Raw genomic sequence first — 17,063 nt, 5'->3', positions numbered from 1 at the left:
TGGGGAGGGACCGGCTCACGCCTCGAGCTCGACGAGCACGCGCGGCAGCTCGAGGAGCAGCTCGCTCGCGAGGTAGCCGAGCGGCCCGACCTGCACGGCGAGCCGGTCGCCCGCGGCCGCATGCGCGTGGGTCGCCCACACCGCCGCCTGCGCCGGATCCGCGCCCCGGGCGCAGAGGCCGGTGATCGCCCCGCCGAGCACGTCGCCGGATCCGGAGGTCCCGAGTCCGCTGCCGCCCGCGCCGATCGTCCAGGCGCGTCCGTCGGGGGCGGCGACCACACCGCTCATCGAGACGACGGCCGCGTACCCGCGGGCGATCTCGCGGGCGTCGGCCACGGCGTCGTCGCCCGCCTCGCGGTCGAGCAGCCGCGCGGCCTCCGAGGAGTTGGGCGTGAGCACGAGCCGCCCGGCCAGGCGCGCCGCCGCCTCCCGGCACGACGGCAGGACCCCGAGGGCGAAGGCGTCGAGCACCACGACGGCGTCGTCGCCCACGATCGTCGGCAGGAGCGCCACCATGCGCTCGGCCTCGTCGGCGTCGTCGAGGCCCGGGCCGACGAGCACGGCGTCGGCGGAGGCGATGTCGTCCGCGGCGTCGCGGATCCCGTCGCCGCGCACGTGCCCGTCCGCGGTCTCGGGCAGCGGCACGACGCCGGACTCGGGCACGGCGACGGCCACCGTGGACGCCACGGACGCACCCACCGCGAGCGTGAGCCGGCCGGCGCCGACCCGCAGCGCCGCGAGGCCGGAGATCATGGCCGCGCCGGGGGAGCGGAGGGCGCCGCCGACGACCACGACCTGGCCGCGGCCGTACTTGGATCCGGTCGCCGCGGGCAGCGCCCAGTCCCGCAGGCCGGCCGGGGTCACGACCTCCGCGGGGCCGTCCGACACGGCGTCATCGTCGTCGCTCATCGGGTTCTCCTCCGTGCTCGGTGACGGGCGCGCCCTGCCCGTCGAGGTGCTCCGTGGCCGAGAAGGTCCGGAGGGTCCACGGGCCGCGCGGGGCGGACCGCTCGAGGATCGTGACGGACGCGTTCGCCACGGTGTGCGTCGACTGGAAGTCGAGGAGCTCCGCCTCGGTGAGGCCGAGGCCCACGTGGAGGAAGAGCATCACGACGGCGTCGTGGGTCGTGACGAGGGCGCGGCCGTCCGCGGCCTCGACCTCGGGGTCCTGCAGGAACGACCGGATCCGCAGCGTCACGTCGGCCCACGACTCCCCGCCCGGCGGCCGGTAGGAGAGCTTGCCGAGGAAGCGGCGGCGCGCGGCCTCGTCGGGGTGGCGGGCGTCGACGCCGCGGGAGGTGAGGAGGTCGAGGATCCCGAGCTCGCGGTCGCGCAGGCGCTCGTCCTGCCGGACCGCGACGTCGATGCCCGCCTCCTCGAGGGCGAGCGCCGCCGTGCTCCGGGCACGCAGGTAGTGCGACGAGAACACGGTCGTGGGCACGTCGGAGCGGCTCGCGAGCCAGCGGCCGAGCGCGCGGGCCTGCGCCTCGCCGGTCGCGGACAGCGGCACGTCCGCGTCCCGGTGGTCGATGTCGATGACCTCCGCTCCCTCGCGGTCGGCCCGGCTCGCGGCGACGTTCGCGGTGCTCTCGCCGTGCCGGACGAGCCACAGCTCGGTGAGGCCGGTCATGACGGGCCCACCGCGCGGGCGGCGGCGACGGCGGCCCGGATCCCGTTCGTCCAGGGCGCGCCGTGCCCCGGCAGGACGATGCGCGCGTCCGTCTCCTCGAGGGCGGCGAGCGACCGGAGCGCCCGTCCGCTGTCCGCGGTGGCGGCGCCCGCGACGATGCGGCAGCCGGTGCGTCCCGTGTACGGGTCGAGCGTCACGAGCGCGTCGCCCGTGATGAGCGCGTCGCGGTCGGGCAGGTGGAGCGCGACGTGGCCGTCGGTGTGGCCGGGCGTGGGGATCACGACGGGGCGCCCCGGCACGTCGAGCGGCCCGGCGACGAGGTCGGTCACGGCGCCGACGCCCTCGACGCGGAGCGCGCCGGCGGCGGCCATGGCGGCGACCACGGGGATCGCCCGGCCGTAGCGGAGCGGGTAGACGAAGGGCGTGCGCTCGCGGCGGTACGAGTAGGGGTGGCGCGCGAGGTGCGCGTCGCCCGGGTGCACGTGCACCGGCACGCCGAGCTCGCGCGCGGCACGGGCGGCGGATCCGACGTGGTCCCAGTGCCCGTGCGTCAGCACGATCGCGCGCACGTCGTCGGGGGTGCGGCCGATGGCACGGAGGGCGCGCAGCAGGTGCGGCCAGGTGGCCGGGAACGCGGTGTCGACGAGCGTGATCCCGTCGTCGCCCTCGACGAGGTGCAGGTTCACGTAGGCGTGCGCCAGGAGGTGGACGCCCGGGGCGACGTCGCGCGTGAGCACGGGGGACGCGGGGTGGGGTGGGGTGCCGGTGCGGATCATGCGGTCCTCTCGCGGGGTGGGTCCGGTCGGTGCGGACGCGGACCGGCGGCCGACCCCGTCAGGGGCCGGCCGCCGGATCATGCGACGCGGGTCACTCGGGGGTGACGGCGTCCTTCACGGCGGACGCCGCCTTCTTCAGGATGCCCGGGTCCTTCGGCGGGATGGTGCCGTGGAGGAGCGGGTTCCCGAGGGGCGGGGCCGGCATCGGCACCGCGGAGGTGGGGCCGTCGTGGTACGTGAAGGTGCCCTTGCCGTCGGGCGTCGGGCCGGACGCCCACGTGCCCTCGGCCGCGGCGGGTCCGTCGGAGAAGTTGAGGTACTGGTACGAGACGTCCCGGTCCTCGAGCTCGATCGGGAAGTCGCTCGGCACGGGCAGGTTCTCGGTGCCCTCGGCCTGCAGCTCGGCGATGGCGGCGACCCACTGGTTCTGGTGCATGGTGTCGCGCGCGAGCAGGAAGGACAGGAGGTCCTTCACGCCGTGGTCGTCGGTCATGTGGTAGAGCCGCGCCACCTGGAGACGGCCCTGCATCTCGGCGTTCGCGTTGGCATGGAAGTCGGCGAGCAGGTTGCCGCTCGCGGTGATGAAGGATCCCTGCCACGGGTTCCCGTTGGCGTCCACCGGGCGGGCGCCGGCGCCCGCGACGATGGCGTGCTGGATGTCGCCGCCGCCGATGACCGCCGCGAGGGTCGGGTCCTTCATCGCGTCCTCGGTCGCCTCGACGGGGGCGGTCTCGAGCAGCTTGGCGATCATGATCGCGAGCATCTCGACATGGCCGAACTCCTCCGCGCCGATGCCGTAGAGCATGTCGCGGTACTTGCCGGGGAGCTTCGAGTTCCAGGACTGGAAGCCGTACTGCATGGCGACGGAGATCTCGCCGTACTGGCCGCCGAGCACCTCCTGGAGGTGGCGGGCGTAGATGGGGTCGGGCTTGTCGGGGGTGGCGCTGTGCTGCAGCTCCTGCTTGTGGAAGAACATGGGGGCCTCTCGTCGTCTTCGGCGTCGCGGGCCGGACCGTCCGCGACTCCGTCGAGCGTTCGCCGGGTGCCGGGGCACCGCCTACCCCCTTGACAGACCTCCCCATGTGACCTCGGGCGCGTCGGACCGTCCCCTCCCCAGCCCGTTCCTCTACCACAAGCGCACGCGACTCCCGCGCACGCCGATTCTCGGCGGCAACGCTGGCATAGTGGATGGGCACGGCCGAAGCTCAGCGCCGCACTCCTGCCCCTCCACCGTCAGCGCGGGGCGCGAGAGGCCACGAGGGGGACACATCGATCATGGGCACGTTCAAGTACGACTCGACGCTGACGGCGGAGTTCGACGACCGCCTGCTGGCGCACCTGCAGCTCGTCATCGGCGCGAAGCTGCGACGCGGTGAGGCGTTCTACTTCTCCTGGCGCGACGACGTCGAGGTCGGCGACGGACGCACCACCATCTGGATGCACAACTCGCTCCCGCTGGTGTTCAAGTACCACGGCAGCCGGGTGCCGCCCATCAACCGCAAGTGGGTGGACGCGCTCATGATCACGGCCAACAGCCCCGGGGGCCTCCTCATCATGCGCGAACCCCCCGAGGACGACGCGCGCGACGACGCGCGCTGATCCCCGGCGCCTCCCCGCACCACCCGACCCCTTAGGCCCTCGCGGCCACCCGGGTCAACCCCTCCTCCTCCATTGGGGCGGGGACGCCGGTGCTGGCATCGTGGTCCCCGGGTCACGCGCGCGCGTCGCCCGGGGAAGGGACGCCATGCACGACACCGGCGCCGACGACGTGGGCGACCTCGTCCAGTCGTCCGCGAGCGAATCGCTCCCCGCCCGGCGCCAGGGTCCCGGCCGCAGCGCCACCGAGCAGGCCCGCTTCGTGGCCGGCTACTTCGGCTGGTCCATCACGGGTGACGCCATCCAGGGCTCCGACGACGCCGTCGCGCTCTACATCGAGGACCTCGCCGAGGCGCTCGCCGAGCTCGGCTGGATCTCCGCCGACGGCATCCACTGGGACCGCCTGCCCTTCGGCGAGCACGAGGCCGCCGAGGCGCTGCGCGTCGTGCAGCGCGCCCACGGCTGGGACGTCTGACCTCCACGCCGTGGATCCGCCGGGAGCGGAGCGACACCCCCTGTCCATTTCCCCGCCCGGGGAGCACACTGCAGGCACGAGGCCGTCGCGGGCTCGGGCGCTTGAGGGTTGTCGAGAGTCCTCCTATGCAGTCCGGACCGCATCACCGGCCCTCCAGATCCGCCCCGGATCGGTCGTGTCGTGGACGACCGGCACCCGGGGCGGATCGTCTGGGAGACCGCTCCCCCGCCGCGCCCGGCCGCCCCCGCTCCCTGGGCGCCGCCTGACCTTCGCTTGGCGGACAGCGTCGGAGGGCGTTGTGTGGAGGAGCGCCTGCCCCACGAGGGCCCGGCGCCCCGAGCACGAAGGAGCACCATGAAGGCACTCACCTGGCAGGGCATCCACGACGTGGAGGTCAAGGACGTCGAGGATCCCCGCATCGAGCAGGACACCGACGCCGTCATCCGCATCACGTCGACCGCCATCTGCGGATCCGACCTCCACCTCTACGAGGTCTTCGGCCCGTTCCTCGACAAGGACGACGTCCTCGGGCACGAGAACATGGGCGTCGTCGAGCAGGTCGGCAGCGCCGTCACGAAGCTCAAGGTCGGCGACCGCGTCGTCGTCCCGTTCGTCATCGCCTGCCACGACTGCTTCATGTGCGACCGCGGGCTGTTCACGCAGTGCGAGACCACGCAGGTGAAGTCGCAGGGCAGCGGCGCCGCGCTCTACGGCTTCAGCGAGATGTACGGATCCATCCCCGGCGGCCAGGCCGAGCGCCTCCGCATGCCGCTCGCCGACGCGAACGCGATCGTCGTGAACGGCGAGCTGCCGGACGAGCGCTACCTCTTCCTCAGCGACATCCTCCCCACCGCCTGGCAGGGCGTGCAGTACGCGAACGTGCCCGAGGGCGGCACGCTCGGCGTCATGGGCCTCGGCCCCGTCGGCCAGTTCGCGGCCCGCATCGGCAAGCACCTGGGCTACCGCGTCATCGCGGTGGATCCCGTCCCCGAGCGCCGCGCGATGGCCGAGCGCCACGGCATCGAGACCCTCGACCTCACCGACGACGTGGCCGACAAGCTGCGCGAGATGGTCGACGGCCGCGGGCCCGACGCCATGGTCGAGGCCGTCGGCATGGAGGCGCACGGCAGCCCCGCCGCCTCCTTCGCGCAGAAGGCCGCGGGCCTGCTGCCCGACGGCATCGCGAAGAAGGTCATGGACGTCGCGAGCGTCGACCGCCTCGCGGCCCTGCACACGGCGTTCGACGCGGTACGCCGCGGCGGCACCGTCTCCATCTCCGGCGTCTACGGCGGCGAGGCCGACCCGCTGCCCATGAAGTCGCTCTTCGACAAGCAGATCGCGATCCGCATGGGCCAGTGCAACGTGCAGTACTGGATCGAGGACCTGCTGCCCCTCGTCGAGGACCCGTCCGACCCGCTCGGCGTCATGGACCTCGTCACGCACACCGTGCCGCTCAGCGAGGCCGCGCACATGTACGAGATCTTCCAGAAGAAGGAGGACGGCTGCATCAAGGTGGTGCTGAAGCCGTAGCCTCCCGCTCGAACGACGACGGCCGCGTCCCCTCGGGGGCGCGGCCGTCGTCGTGCGCGGGCGTGCTGCCCGCCGGCGGGTCGGATCAGGCGGCGGTGGAGGTGCGCACGGCGTCGAGGACCTCGCGCAGCTGCTCCACGACCTCGGCGTCGTCCGCCGGGTGGCGCTCGGCGAATCGGACGACCGACTCCGGGACGGCCATCTTCACGTCCTCGAGCACGCGCGCGCCGGCGATGCCGAGCGCCTTGCGGGCCTCGTCCTGCGCCCACACGCCGCCGTACTGGCCGAAGGCGCTGCCGATCACCGCGGTCGGCTTGCCCGCCAGGGCGGACGCGCCGAACGGGCGCGAGGCCCAGTCGATGGCGTTCTTCAGCACCGCGGGCATCGTGCCGTTGTACTCGGGCGTGATCACGAGGAGCGCGTCCGCGGCGGCGATCGCGTCGCGGAAGGCCACGGCGTCGGCGGGCACGGATCCCTCGACGTCCACGTCCTCGTTGTAGAAGGGGAGCCGGTCGAGGCCGGAGTGGATGTCGAGCGTGACGCCGTCGGGCGCGTGGCGCAGCGCCGCCTCGGCGATCTGCTGGTTGGTGGAGCCTGCGCGCAGGCTCCCGACGAGCACGAGGACGTGCGTCATGGTGTTCTCCTTCGGGGTCGTTCCGGTCGGGTCGTCTCCGTCGACGTGCCGCAGGGGGCGGAGGCGCGTGCCTCTCCCTGGACCCTATGCGGCGTCCTCGGACGTCTCCTCCGGGTGCCCGGCACCGGTCAGCGCGCGCCGATGCGCTCCAGGATCCCGTCCATCAGCTCGGCGAGGGCGACGGACTCCGCGTGCGGCATCCCCGCGCACTCGACGTCGCCGGCGCGGATGGCGTCGCGCGCCGCCCGGAACATGGGCACGTAGCCGCGGCCCTCGATCTCGTGCTCCTGCCGCTCCGGATCCCCGTCGGCGGGCACGACCGTGAGCGCGCGGGACGCGAGGAACAGCGGATCCACCTCGATGCGGCCGGCCGTGCCGCTGACGGTCGCGCCCGTGGGCAGCGCGGCGACCAGCGAGCAGGCGAGGGTGGCGTGGCGTCCGTCGGGCCAGCCGAGCAGGATCGCGACCTCGGTGTCGACGCCGCCGTCGACGACCGTGCCGACCGCGGCCACCGAGGAGGGCGTGCCGAACAGCCCGTGCGCGAACGCGAGCGGGTAGACGCCCATGTCGAGGAGCGTGCCGCCGCCGACCTCCGGGTCCCAGAGGCGGCCCTTCCCCTCCTCGGTGACGAAGCCGAAGGCGACGGAGATGGCGCGCGGATCCCCGATGCGGTCGTCCGCGATCGCCCGGCGGACGGCGAGGTAGCCGGGGGAGAACGCCATCCAGAGCGCCTCGAGGAACAGCAGGCCCTCGGATCGGGCGAGGTCGACGAGGGCGCGGGTGTCGGCGGCCGTGGTGGTCGCGGGCTTCTCGCACACGACGTGCTTGCCGGCGCGGAGGGCGGCCTCGGCCTGCGACCGGTGGAGGGTGTGCGGGGTGGCGACGTAGACGGCGTCCACCTCGGGGTCGGCGAGGAGCGCGTCGAGGGTGTCGTGGATCCGCGGGATGCCGCACGCCTCGGCGAGCTCCTCCGCGCTCGCGCGGGTGCGCGAGTGGACGGCGACGACCTCGATGTCCGGGACCAGCTGCATGTCGGGGACGACCGAGCGGGCGATGCCGGCGGCGCCGATGACGCCGAAGCGGATGGGGCGGGTGTCGTCGCTGCCTCCCGGCGCAGGGTCGGGCGTGCGGGCGGGGGCGGGCGGCATCGTCGTCGACATGGATCGAGCCTAGGCGGGCGGCCGCGCGCCCGACCGGTCGAGCCGGTGGTTCGGCCGCCCGGCGGATCAGCGTCCGCTGAGGAGCGCGAGCATCTCGTCGTGGCGGCAGTCGCGCTCGGCGAAGCGGAGGCCGTGCACGTCCTGCACGAGGACCTCCTCGTCCTCCGGGCGGGCCTGGAGGATGCCCATCACCTCGTCGAGGAAGTCCTCGAGCGGCAGGGCGTCGCCCGCGTCGGCCTGCCCGGGCATGAGCGCGGTCTGGACCTTCGGCGGCACCAGCTCGACGACCTCGACGGAGGTGTCGGCGAGCTGCACGCGGAGGCTCTGCGTGTACGAGTGCACCGCGGCCTTGGTGGCGGAGTAGGTGGGCGTGAGCGGCAGGGGCACGAAGGCGAGGCCGGAGGAGACGGTCATCAGCGTCGCCTCGTCGCTCGCGAGGAGGCCGGGCAGGAACGCGTCGATGGTGCGGATCGTGCCGAGCAGGTTCGTGGTGACGATGGCCTCGGCGGTGGCCTGGTGCGCGGGATCCATGAGGTCCTCGGCCTGCATGATGCCCGCCATCGTGATCACGACGTCGAGATCCGGGTGGCTCGCGGCGAGCTCGTCGCGCGCGGCGGTGATGGACGCGGGGTCGGCGACGTCGAGCACGACCGACGCCATGCCGTCGTGCTCCGCGGTGATCTCGTCGAGCAGCTCGCGGCGCCGGCCCGCGATGACGACGCGGTTGCCCGCGGCGTGGAACCGCTCGGCGAGCCCGCGGCCGATGCCCGAGGTGCTGCCGGTGATGAGGACGGTGCGGCCGGTGATCTTCATGGGTGGGCTCCTTCGCTGCGGGGGCGCGCGGCTGGCGGGATCGGGATCGGGTTCGTGGATCGAGTGTGGCCCGCCGGGCGGTCGACGGGGGCGGGCGCGCGGGCGAGCGGGGAGGATCCAGCAGCCGTTCACGTGGGGAGGGGTCTACGGCTCGAACGGGGGCCATCCGTCGGCTGGTCGGGCGACGCCGGGCCGATACGTTCGGTGGATGAGCGGACGCGGCACGGACCAGGGGTCATCCGGTGCGAGGGCACCCCGCGGAGGCACGGCGCTGCTGATCACGGTGTTGGCCCTGCTCGCTCTCGGCACATTCGTGCTGCTCTTCGCGGGGATGTTCACCCGGTTCGTCGGCGTGCCGGACGAGCCGCCGATCTACCTCCTCGTCACGCAGATGGTGGCCGGCGTCGTCGCGCTGAGCTTCGCGATGTCGATCGGGCTCGTCGTGGTGCAGAGCCCGTCGAGCCGGATCACGGGGTCCGCCGGGCGTCGTCCCGTGCGGCTCATGGTCATCGTGGGCATCACGGCCCTCGTCACGGCGGCGCATGTCGTCTTCGCGGTCGCCGCCGGTGTCGCGCCCCTCGTCGTGGCCGGCACCCTGCTCGGCATCCTCGGCGTCACGACGGCCAGCTGGATCCTCGGCGCCCGAGCGGGTGCGACGCTGGACGAGCGAGAGCGGGCACGCGCCGAGTCCGGCCTCCCGGACTCGCCCGACCTCGGCTGGACGCCCGAGGTGATCCGCCGCAAGGTCCGCGTCGTCGTCGTCACCTTCGTCGTGGCGCTCGCGGCCAGCAGCATCCTCGCGGTCGTGCTGGCGCTGACGGGCGACGACGGACCCGCCGAGACGTGGACCTCCATCGTCCAGCTCTCCTTCACAGCCGCCGCGATCGCCTGCATCGCCGTCGCCTTCCCCGCGCAGCTCGCGGCGAGTCCGATCGTCCGCGGGCTCGACATGGCGGATCGCAAGGCCATCAACCGCCGCGTGACCGGCAAGGCCGACGCGCTCACACCTGACCTCGAGTGGCGTGCCGCCCGGGTCGCGGCGGTGATGCGCGTCTCGCAGCCCTTCCTCATGGCGCAGACGGTGCTGATCTTCGTCGGGATCTTCGTCCCGACCATCGTGCGAGGTGGGCTCGACACGTTCCTGCTCGTGCTGCTCGTGGCCGTGGCGGTCGTGCTCGTGGCGATGCTGCCGCTCATCATCCGGCAGCAGCGCTCCGTGAAGCGCTTCGCCGAGCAGACCCGGGAGCTCGCCAGGTCGGGAGGGCCGGTGGAGGGGCAGGAGGGTGCGGCGACGCGCTCGCCGTCCGACGCCTGACCCACTGTCGGCGGCCCCCGCTACCGTCGACCCATGCCCGAGGGTGACTCCGTCTTCGTCCTCGCCGCGCGCCTGCGGGCCCAGGTCGGGGGCGCGCTCGTCGCCGACGGGGAGCTCCGGTCCGGCGCGCGGGCGGGTGCGCGGCTCGGCGGCAGGCGGATCACCGGGTTCGACACCCACGGCAAGCACCTGCTCATGCGGCTCGACGACGCGACCACCCTCCACACGCACCTGCGCATGCAGGGCTCGTGGACGGTCACGGGAGCCGGCAAGCGCGTGCCGGAGAGGATCCAGCACCAGGTGCGCGTGCGCCTCCGCCTCGACGACGGCCGGACGCTCTGGGGCATCGACCTGCCGGTGGTCGAGCTGATCCCGACCCGCGACGAGCGCACGGTCATCGGCCACCTCGGGCCGGACCCGCTGCGCGACGACTGGGATCCGGCGCTCGCCGTGTCCCGCCTCGCGGCACGGCCCGACGAGACGATCCGCGCCGCCCTCCTCGACCAGCGCCCCATGGCGGGCCTCGGCAACCTCTGGGTCAACGAGGTCGGCTTCCTGCGCGGCGTGCACCCGGCCACGCGGGTCCGCGACGTGGATCTCCCACCCCTCGTCGACCTCGCCGCCCGCTCCCTCCGGCACTCGGCGACGGTGCCCGCGGCGTACCAGATCACGACGGGCGATCCCCGCCGCGGCCGCACGCACTGGGTGGTCGGCCGCGCGGGCCGGCCGTGCCTGCGCTGCGGGACGACGGTGATCGGGGTCGACGATCCCGGGAGCACGAGCGAGCGCGGGCGGCGGGCGTGGTGGTGCCCGAGGTGCCAGCCGGCCGTCCCCGACGCGTCGCCCGGGGTCACACGAGAATAGGGCCGCGGCGGGATCGACATCCCGCGGCGGCCCTATTTCATCAGACTATGGAAATAACGTCCCGATATTCTCGGATCAGCAGTACTTCTTCGTCCAGGACGCACCCACGAGCGCTCCGAGAGCGGGATTCGCGTAGAGCACCGTCTCGCCGGGCGAGACGCACATGGTGCGATTCGCGTAGTAATACCGGACGGTGATCTTGGCGGGCTTGGACTTGCAGTTGTTGTAGGTGGCCTTCTCGTATCGGCCGTCCTCGCCGCCGCCGAGGCTGCCGGTGGTGATGGGGTAGAAGCCGCACGGCGTCGCCGCCTGCGCGGGGGCCGCCGCGACCAGGGATCCGCCGAGCAGCATGCCGGCGAGCAGGGCCGAGGCCGCGAGCTTCCTCATCGTGCCCACGGCGCTCAGCAGGTCCCGGTCTTGGTGGCGCCGGAGACCTTGCTGCCGTTCTGGGTGAAGCCGAGGCGCGTGTCCCCGGGCTTCACGCAGTAGGACTTTTTGCCTGACGCGGTCTTCACCGAGATGCGCTGCTTGCTCTTCGTGCAGTTGCCGTAGTGCGCCACCTGGCGCGTGCCGCCGAAGGGATCCACCGTGCCGACGAACGGCAGGTCGACCGACCAGAGCGACTTGTAGTCCTCGTTCTCCACGCTGTAGCCGCACACGTACGCGCTCGCCGGAGCGGCGTTCGCGGTGTGCACGACGGCGAGTCCCGTGAGCGCGAGCGCGGCTGCCGCGAGGCCCGTGGAGAACCGCATGCCGCGGCTCGTCGAATTGTCCTTCATGGTCCCCCCAAATGGTGATGAATGCCGGGGTTCGGATTCACCCACGCGCATTCCCGTCCTCTCGGACCGGCGTCAGCATTCCATGGCCGTCGTCGTGGAGTCAAGGCGCGGAAATGGGCGCTAGCATGGTCCGGGCCGTCGACGGATCAGGGGATGAAGCGATGATCGGAATGACCACGACCAAGCGCACGTCCGCGACCGCGGTGGCGAGCATCGTGCTCCTCCTCGTGGTCCTCGGACTCCGCCGGCAGGAGGTGCTCGCCGATCCCGTCGCGGTCGTGCTGGTCCTCGTCCTCGGGCTCGCGTTCGCCCTCGCGACGACGCTCACGGGTCTGCGGACCGCTCGGGCGGCGCGCGAGCGTTCGGCTGCCGAGGCGGCCGCGACGGGCGACAGCCGCTCTGTCTGACGGAGGCCCGGCGGACGCCGCCCGGGCAGCAGGTCGTCCGCGCGAGGATGGACCCGTGCCCTCGGACGCCTTCGCCCGCTGGCTCCGCGCGCAGCCCTCGCTCACCGGAGCCGCGCCGCCGCTCGACCTCGACGCGCTGCCTGCCGACCCCGAGGCCCTCTTCCGCACGTGGATCACCGCCGCCGCCGACGCAGGCGTCCCCGAGCCGCACGCCGCGACGCTCGCGACGGTCGACGCGGACGGCCTGCCCGACGCGCGCACGCTGATCCTCAAGGACGTCGGCCCGCGTGGCTGGGCCTTCGCGGGTACGCGCTCCTCGGCGAAGGGCGCGCAGCTCGCCGCGACCCCGGCGGCGGCGCTGTCGTTCTGGTGGCAGCCGATCGTGCGCGCGGTGCGGGTGCGCGGATCCGTCGAGGAGGCCACGGCGAAGGAGAGCGCCGCCGACCTGGCCGCGCGCTCGTCCGCGGCCCGCGCCGACGTGGATCCGGGCGACTGGGTCCTCTGGCGCATCCGCCCCGTGCACGTGGAGTTCTGGCAGGGCTCGCCCGACCGGCGGCACGCGCGGATCCTGTTCGACCGCGTCGGCGAGACGTGGACGCGCCGCGGAGCCGACGGCGAGGGTCGCGCCTAGACCAGCGACGCCACCCCGAACACCGCCGTCGCGATCGCGAAGCCCATGACGCCGATGGTGGTCTCCATCACGGTCCAGGTCTTGAGGGTCGTCTTCACGTCCATCTCGAAGAAGCGGCCGACGAGCCAGAAGCCGGAGTCGTTCACGTGGCTCGCGACCACGGATCCGCCGGCCACCGCCACGACGAGCGCCGCGACCTGGAACGCGTTGAAGTCGCCCGCGAGGATCGCCGGCGAGACGAGGCCCGCGGCCGTGGTGAGCGCGACGGTCGCGGATCCCTGCGCGATGCGGAGGATCGCCGCGATGAGGAACCCGGCCAGGATGATCGGGATGCCGAGGTCGCCCAGCACGTCGGCGAGGGCGTCGCCGATGCCGCTGGTGCGGAGCACGCCGCCGAACATGCCGCCGGCGCCGGTGATGAGGATCACCGAGCAGACCGGGCCGAGCGCCGACTCGAGCGTCTTCTCGAGGGCCGACTTGTCGATCCCGCGGCGCCGGCCGAGCACGAACGCCGCGAACAGCAGCGCGATGAGGAGCGCCACGGGCGTCTCGCCGATGGTGCGGAGGATCTGGTACCAGGCCTGGTCGCTCGTGCCCTCGGGGAGGATCCCGCCGGTGGACGCCGCGTTGAGGCCGGTGTTCAGGAAGATGAGGAGCAGCGGGAGCAGCAGCACGGCGACGACCGTTCCGAACCTCGGCGGGTTCGACTCGGCGTGCGCGTCGGCCTCGCCCATGAGCGACGGGATCGGCAGCACGTACTTCTTGCCGACCCACAGGCCGTAGAGGTACGCGGTGACGTACCAGGTGGGGATCGCGGCGACGAGGCCGACGATGATCACGATGCCGACGTTCGCGCCGAAGAACTCCGACGCCGCGACGGGGCCGGGGTGCGGCGGCACGAAGATGTGCATGACCGAGAAGGCGCCGGCCGCGGGGAGGCCGTAGCGGAGCACGCCGCCGCCGAGGCGACGGGCCACCGAGAAGACGATGGGCAGCATCACGACGAGCCCGGCGTCGAAGAAGATCGGGAAGCCGAAGATGAGCGACGCGACCCCGAGCGCGAACGGGGCGCGCTTCTCGCCGAATATGCGGATCAGGGTGTCGGCCAGCGTCTTCGCGCCGCCGCTGGTCTCGACCAGGCGGCCGAGCATCGCGCCGAGTCCCACGAGCAGCGCGACCGTGCCGAGCGTGGAGCCGAAGCTGCCCACGAGCACGGTGACGATCTGCGAGGTCGGGATCCCGGTGGCGAACGCGGTGGCGAGGCTCACGAGGATCAGGGCGACGAACGCGTGGACGCGCAGCGTGATGATCAGGAACAGCAGCACGGCGATGGCGCCCGCGGCGATCAGGAGGAGCGGACCCACGGTGAGGGTCTGCGTCCAGTTGTCGATGGTCATGTTCTCTCCGTTGATGAACCGTGCAGGGGGCTGGTGGGGTGCGGCTGGGCGGGCGGGCGCTAGCTCGCGACGAGGCCGAGCTCGTCGACGATGCGGGTCGTGACCTCGTCGGGCGTCCCGGTGTTCTCGAGCGTCAGGCCGCGCTCGCCGTCGTCGAGCGGTTCGAGCGTGCTGATCTGAGAGGGCAGCAGCGAGGCCGGCATGAAGTGGCCGCTCCGGGTCTTCATGCGCTCGCGGATCAGCTCGGTGTCGCCGGAGAGGTGCACGAAGCGCACGTCGCCGTCAGCGCCGTCGAGCAGGTCGCGGTAGGAGCGCTTGAGGGCGGAGCAGGTGACGACGGTGCTGCGGCCGGCGCGGGCCTCGCCGCTCATCCACTCGCGCATGGCCTCGAGCCATGTCCAGCGGTCGTCGTCGGTGAGGGGCGTGCCGGCCGACATCTTGGCGATGTTCGCCTCGGGGTGGAACTCGTCCGCCTCCGCGAAGGTCCAGCCGAGCCGTTCGGCGAGGGCGGTGGCGATCGTGGTCTTGCCGGATCCGGAGATCCCCATCACCACGACGTGGCGGGGCTGTGCGGCCATGCTGACTCCTTCGTCGACGCGGGCGGCGCTCGCTCGTCGGCCGCCGTCCGGCCAAAGGTAACACCATTGCGGAGCGCTCCGACGACCACCCCAGGAGCGGCGACCTATGCTCATCGAGGCGGCCCGCCGGTCGCCGCGCACCCGGAGAGGACGATGACGACGCAGTCAGTCCCACCCTCGGCTCCCGCCGGCGCGGTCCCCGCCGCCACGGTGCTGGCCACCCGGATCATCGAGGAGCTCGGCCGCGACATCGTCGACGGCACGCTCGCCGAGGGCACGCGCCTCACCATCGAGGACCTCCAGCAGCGTTTCGGCGTCTCCCGCACGGTGGTGCGCGACTGCGTGCGCGTGCTCGAGGCGATGGCGCTGATCGTGCCGAAGCGCCGCGTGGGCCTCGTGGTGCAGGGCCCGGATCGCTGGAACGTCTACGACCCGCGCATCATCCGCTGGCGCCTCACCGGCCCCGGCCGCTCGGACCAGTTCCGCTCCCTCACCCAGCTGCGCCGCGCGGTCGAGCCGGTGGCGGCGTCACTCGCGGCGCGCTACGCGACGGCTGCCCAGCGCACGCGCATCGCCGAGCTCGCGGTGGATCTCCGCGGCCTCGGCGAGGCCGGCGCCCTCGTCGACTTCCTCGCCGCCGACATCGAGTTCCACCACCTGATCCTCGAGGCCAGTGGCAACGACATGTTCTGCGCCCTCCGCGAGGTGATCACGGAGGTCCTGAGCGGTCGCACGCACCAGGGGCTGATGCCGCGGACGCCGCGTCCTCATGCGTTGGACACGCACGAGCAGGTGGCGCACGCGATCCGCGACGGCGACGCGGCGACGGCGGAGGCGGGGATGGCGTCGTTGTTGGCGGAGGTCAGTAGCGCGATCCGCTGACCCGACGATGTCCGCGTATCCCGCTCCATGCGTGGGGTGCGAGCACGCCACTGACGATGCGGTCATGCGCGCCCGCGAGGAGCCGACCCGGACGTGTCGCTGCCGGGCCGGCTCCCCGCCGCAGAGGGAGCTGGGGATCAGTTGGTGCCGCAGGCCTCGGTGCTCTCCTCATAGGCGGATGCCGTTCCCGTGGAGCCGGTCGGGAAGGTCCCGGTATTCCGCACGATCATGCGGAAAGTCGTGTCCCGCAGGTCATCGCACTTCCGGATGACATTCCTCTGCGTGATCGTTCCCTGACCGACGTTCGAGCTGGTGAACGGGCCGGCCACCTTCTGCAGACCCCACCACACTGTCTTGTAGAGAGTCGTCGTCTGCGTCATGCGCACCATGAGCGTGCCGCAGGTCGTCGTCGGCTTGCCCCCGACAGCGCCATAGGGGAAGCCGCGACCGGACGCGCGCTTGTAGACGTCGCCGGTGTTGATGGTGCATCCCGCCCCTGACGAGACCGCATCGACATCCGAGGACGCCTGAGTCGCGGGATCCCGGTACGAAGGGGCGCTCTCGGTCACCTCCTCTACTTGGGCCCACGTCAGGTCTCCCGACGAAGGTGGAGCGATGCGGGGGTCGTACGCGGGTGCATGCTCGGTGACGGCCGTCGATGGGAGGGGCCTCTCGACTGCCACGGCTGGTGCTGCTAGAGCCATCGCGCCCGCGACCGCTGCTGCGGTCATCGCGGCCATGAAGGTCTTCATCATGATTGCTCTCCTGACTTCTGCTGTAGGCGACCCGACCGGGTCGCGAGCAGTCAGTCAGAGTGCAACCGCTCCACGGGGCTGGAGTGCACAGGCCTACTGTTGCTGCATGGTCTCTGAGGTATGGATCGTCCAGCACGATGAGTCACCCGACAACACCGTCCTCGGCGTCTTCGCCACTCGCGAAGAGGCGCACGACTTCGCAGAGGAAGTGACCGATCGATTCCCGAACGGCGCGTTGACCACGCACTATCCGATCGGCTTCCGCTACGACAGAGGAACCCGTCAGAGCACCTACGAGCCTCAGGACTGAGTCCCGCGACTGCTGCTCAGCGCACGCGCATCGCCGAGCTCGCGGTGGATCTCCGCGGCCTCGGCGAGGCCGGCGCCCTCGTCGACTTCCTCGCCGCCGACATCGAGTTCCACCACCTGATCCTCGAGGCCAGCGGCAACGACATGTTCTGCGCCCTCCGCGAGGTGATCACGGAGGTCCTGAGCGGTCGCACGCACCAGGGGCTGATGCCGCGGACGCCGCGACCGCATGCGCTCGACACCCATGAGCAGGTGGCTTTCGCGATCCGGGATGGGGATGCGGCGACTGCGGAGGCGGGGATGGCGTCGTTGCTGGCGGAGGCTAGCAGCGCGACCCGCTGACTGCTCCGAGGTATGGCACGTCGATCTGGTGTGCCCGCCAACTCGGCGCGTGTGCGTCATCAGCTTCCGCTCAATCCGATCCTCACCTCACCCCGTCGATGACACACGTGTGAGATACAGCGGAAGGCGTAGCGTTAAGGAGGTACCTCGAGGATTTCCGTGATGTGCTGCCGACGACGATTTTGGCTTC

Annotated in this window: 22 protein-coding genes; 10 read left to right on the top strand and 12 right to left on the bottom strand. The window is 72.4% G+C overall.

The features are described 5' to 3' along the window. Positions 1-15: 15 nt before the first annotated feature. The 4 genes from AES38_RS14185 to AES38_RS14170 all read right to left on the bottom strand — a co-directional run bounded on the left by AES38_RS14185 (position 16) and on the right by AES38_RS14170 (position 3,382). Positions 16-909: an NAD(P)H-hydrate dehydratase gene (locus AES38_RS14185; RefSeq protein ID WP_053775516.1), complete on the bottom strand. Its 894-nt coding sequence runs from the start codon at positions 907-909 to the stop codon at positions 16-18. Then, positions 893-1,630, bottom strand: a complete 738-nt coding sequence (locus AES38_RS14180; protein ID WP_053775515.1) for a histidine phosphatase family protein — start codon at positions 1,628-1,630, stop codon at positions 893-895. The genes AES38_RS14185 and AES38_RS14180 overlap by 17 nt, the downstream gene beginning before the upstream one ends. Beyond that, on the bottom strand, positions 1,627-2,406 hold the full coding sequence (locus AES38_RS14175) for an MBL fold metallo-hydrolase (RefSeq protein ID WP_210768430.1): 780 nt from the start codon (positions 2,404-2,406) through the stop codon (positions 1,627-1,629). Before AES38_RS14175 ends, AES38_RS14180 begins: the two co-directional genes overlap by 4 nt. A 91-nt stretch (positions 2,407-2,497) precedes the next feature. Then, entirely contained in the window at positions 2,498-3,382 is an 885-nt protein-coding gene (locus AES38_RS14170) for a manganese catalase (protein WP_053775514.1), read from the bottom strand. A 299-nt stretch (positions 3,383-3,681) separates the two neighbouring features. Here AES38_RS14170 and AES38_RS14165 point away from each other — a divergent pair, with 299 nt between their 5' ends. The 3 genes from AES38_RS14165 (at position 3,682) to AES38_RS14155 (ending at position 6,007) form a co-directional block, all read left to right on the top strand. Continuing rightward, complete coding sequence (locus tag AES38_RS14165; protein ID WP_043667880.1) at positions 3,682-4,005, top strand: DUF7882 family protein; 324 nt, start codon at positions 3,682-3,684, stop codon at positions 4,003-4,005. A 145-nt stretch (positions 4,006-4,150) separates the two neighbouring features. Further along, positions 4,151-4,477, top strand: coding sequence for a hypothetical protein (locus tag AES38_RS14160; RefSeq protein ID WP_053775513.1), 327 nt, complete (start codon positions 4,151-4,153; stop codon positions 4,475-4,477). A 354-nt stretch (positions 4,478-4,831) separates the two neighbouring features. Next, positions 4,832-6,007 carry a zinc-dependent alcohol dehydrogenase gene (locus AES38_RS14155; RefSeq protein WP_053775512.1) on the top strand — a complete coding sequence of 392 codons (1,176 nt, stop codon included), beginning with the start codon at positions 4,832-4,834 and terminating at the stop codon, positions 6,005-6,007. Between the two features lie 85 nt (positions 6,008-6,092). Here the strand turns inward: AES38_RS14155 and AES38_RS14150 are convergent, their stop codons facing one another. The 3 genes from AES38_RS14150 to AES38_RS14140 all read right to left on the bottom strand — a co-directional run bounded on the left by AES38_RS14150 (position 6,093) and on the right by AES38_RS14140 (position 8,614). Further along, positions 6,093-6,641, bottom strand: coding sequence for an NAD(P)H-dependent oxidoreductase (locus AES38_RS14150; protein WP_053775511.1), 549 nt, complete (start codon positions 6,639-6,641; stop codon positions 6,093-6,095). 128 nt (positions 6,642-6,769) lie between these two features. Beyond that, on the bottom strand, positions 6,770-7,801 hold the full coding sequence (locus AES38_RS14145; protein WP_053775510.1) for a Gfo/Idh/MocA family protein: 1,032 nt from the start codon (positions 7,799-7,801) through the stop codon (positions 6,770-6,772). Between the two features lie 66 nt (positions 7,802-7,867). Next, complete coding sequence (locus tag AES38_RS14140) at positions 7,868-8,614, bottom strand: SDR family oxidoreductase (protein ID WP_053775509.1); 747 nt, start codon at positions 8,612-8,614, stop codon at positions 7,868-7,870. Between the two features lie 208 nt (positions 8,615-8,822). Between AES38_RS14140 and AES38_RS14135 the strand changes: the two genes are divergently transcribed. Both AES38_RS14135 and AES38_RS14130 read left to right on the top strand, forming a co-directional pair. Then, a complete protein-coding gene (locus tag AES38_RS14135) occupies positions 8,823-9,929 on the top strand; it encodes a hypothetical protein (protein WP_157883552.1) in 1,107 nt (368 codons plus the stop codon). A 33-nt stretch (positions 9,930-9,962) separates the two neighbouring features. Next, positions 9,963-10,793 carry a DNA-formamidopyrimidine glycosylase family protein gene (locus tag AES38_RS14130; protein ID WP_053775507.1) on the top strand — a complete coding sequence of 277 codons (831 nt, stop codon included), beginning with the start codon at positions 9,963-9,965 and terminating at the stop codon, positions 10,791-10,793. A 75-nt stretch (positions 10,794-10,868) separates the two neighbouring features. Here AES38_RS14130 and AES38_RS14125 read toward each other — a convergent pair whose 3' ends face one another. Both AES38_RS14125 and AES38_RS14120 read right to left on the bottom strand, forming a co-directional pair. After that, positions 10,869-11,180, bottom strand: coding sequence for a DUF6355 family natural product biosynthesis protein (locus AES38_RS14125; RefSeq protein WP_244629275.1), 312 nt, complete (start codon positions 11,178-11,180; stop codon positions 10,869-10,871). A 14-nt stretch (positions 11,181-11,194) separates the two neighbouring features. Continuing rightward, positions 11,195-11,572, bottom strand: coding sequence for a DUF6355 family natural product biosynthesis protein (locus AES38_RS14120; protein WP_157883551.1), 378 nt, complete (start codon positions 11,570-11,572; stop codon positions 11,195-11,197). Positions 11,573-11,742: 170 nt separating this feature from the next. On the opposite strand from AES38_RS14120, the gene AES38_RS14115 reads away from it, so the two are divergent. Beyond that, positions 11,743-11,979, top strand: a complete 237-nt coding sequence (locus AES38_RS14115) for a hypothetical protein (RefSeq protein ID WP_053775504.1) — start codon at positions 11,743-11,745, stop codon at positions 11,977-11,979. Between the two features lie 55 nt (positions 11,980-12,034). Then, entirely contained in the window at positions 12,035-12,610 is a 576-nt protein-coding gene (locus tag AES38_RS14110) for a pyridoxine/pyridoxamine 5'-phosphate oxidase (RefSeq protein WP_053775503.1), read from the top strand. Here AES38_RS14110 and AES38_RS14105 read toward each other — a convergent pair. Beyond that, positions 12,607-14,007: a GntP family permease gene (locus AES38_RS14105; RefSeq protein WP_053775502.1), complete on the bottom strand. Its 1,401-nt coding sequence runs from the start codon at positions 14,005-14,007 to the stop codon at positions 12,607-12,609. The genes AES38_RS14110 and AES38_RS14105 overlap by 4 nt on opposite strands. 59 nt (positions 14,008-14,066) lie before the next feature. Beyond that, on the bottom strand, positions 14,067-14,585 hold the full coding sequence (locus AES38_RS14100; RefSeq protein WP_053775501.1) for a gluconokinase: 519 nt from the start codon (positions 14,583-14,585) through the stop codon (positions 14,067-14,069). A 153-nt stretch (positions 14,586-14,738) separates the two neighbouring features. Between AES38_RS14100 and AES38_RS14095 the strand changes: the two genes are divergently transcribed. Next, positions 14,739-15,467 (top strand): FadR/GntR family transcriptional regulator, encoded by a 729-nt coding sequence (locus AES38_RS14095; RefSeq protein ID WP_053775500.1) that lies wholly within the window; start codon positions 14,739-14,741, stop codon positions 15,465-15,467. A gap of 137 nt (positions 15,468-15,604) precedes the next feature. Here the strand turns inward: AES38_RS14095 and AES38_RS14090 are convergent, their stop codons facing one another. Beyond that, complete coding sequence (locus AES38_RS14090) at positions 15,605-16,222, bottom strand: hypothetical protein (RefSeq protein WP_053775499.1); 618 nt, start codon at positions 16,220-16,222, stop codon at positions 15,605-15,607. 106 nt (positions 16,223-16,328) lie between these two features. Between AES38_RS14090 and AES38_RS14085 the strand changes: the two genes are divergently transcribed. Beyond that, the gene (locus AES38_RS14085; RefSeq protein WP_053775498.1) at positions 16,329-16,532 is read left to right on the top strand and encodes a hypothetical protein; all 204 of its coding nucleotides are present in this window, start codon (positions 16,329-16,331) and stop codon (positions 16,530-16,532) included. Beyond that, the gene (locus tag AES38_RS14080) at positions 16,442-16,873 is read left to right on the top strand and encodes a FadR/GntR family transcriptional regulator (protein ID WP_306453495.1); all 432 of its coding nucleotides are present in this window, start codon (positions 16,442-16,444) and stop codon (positions 16,871-16,873) included. Before AES38_RS14085 ends, AES38_RS14080 begins: the two co-directional genes overlap by 91 nt. Positions 16,874-17,063: the final 190 nt, after the last annotated feature.

The sequence above is a fragment of the Clavibacter capsici genome (assembly GCF_001280205.1).
Classification (GTDB): domain Bacteria; phylum Actinomycetota; class Actinomycetes; order Actinomycetales; family Microbacteriaceae; genus Clavibacter; species Clavibacter capsici.
The sequence above is the reverse complement of the archived record's forward strand: the minus strand, read 5'-3'. Positions and strand labels throughout refer to the sequence as shown.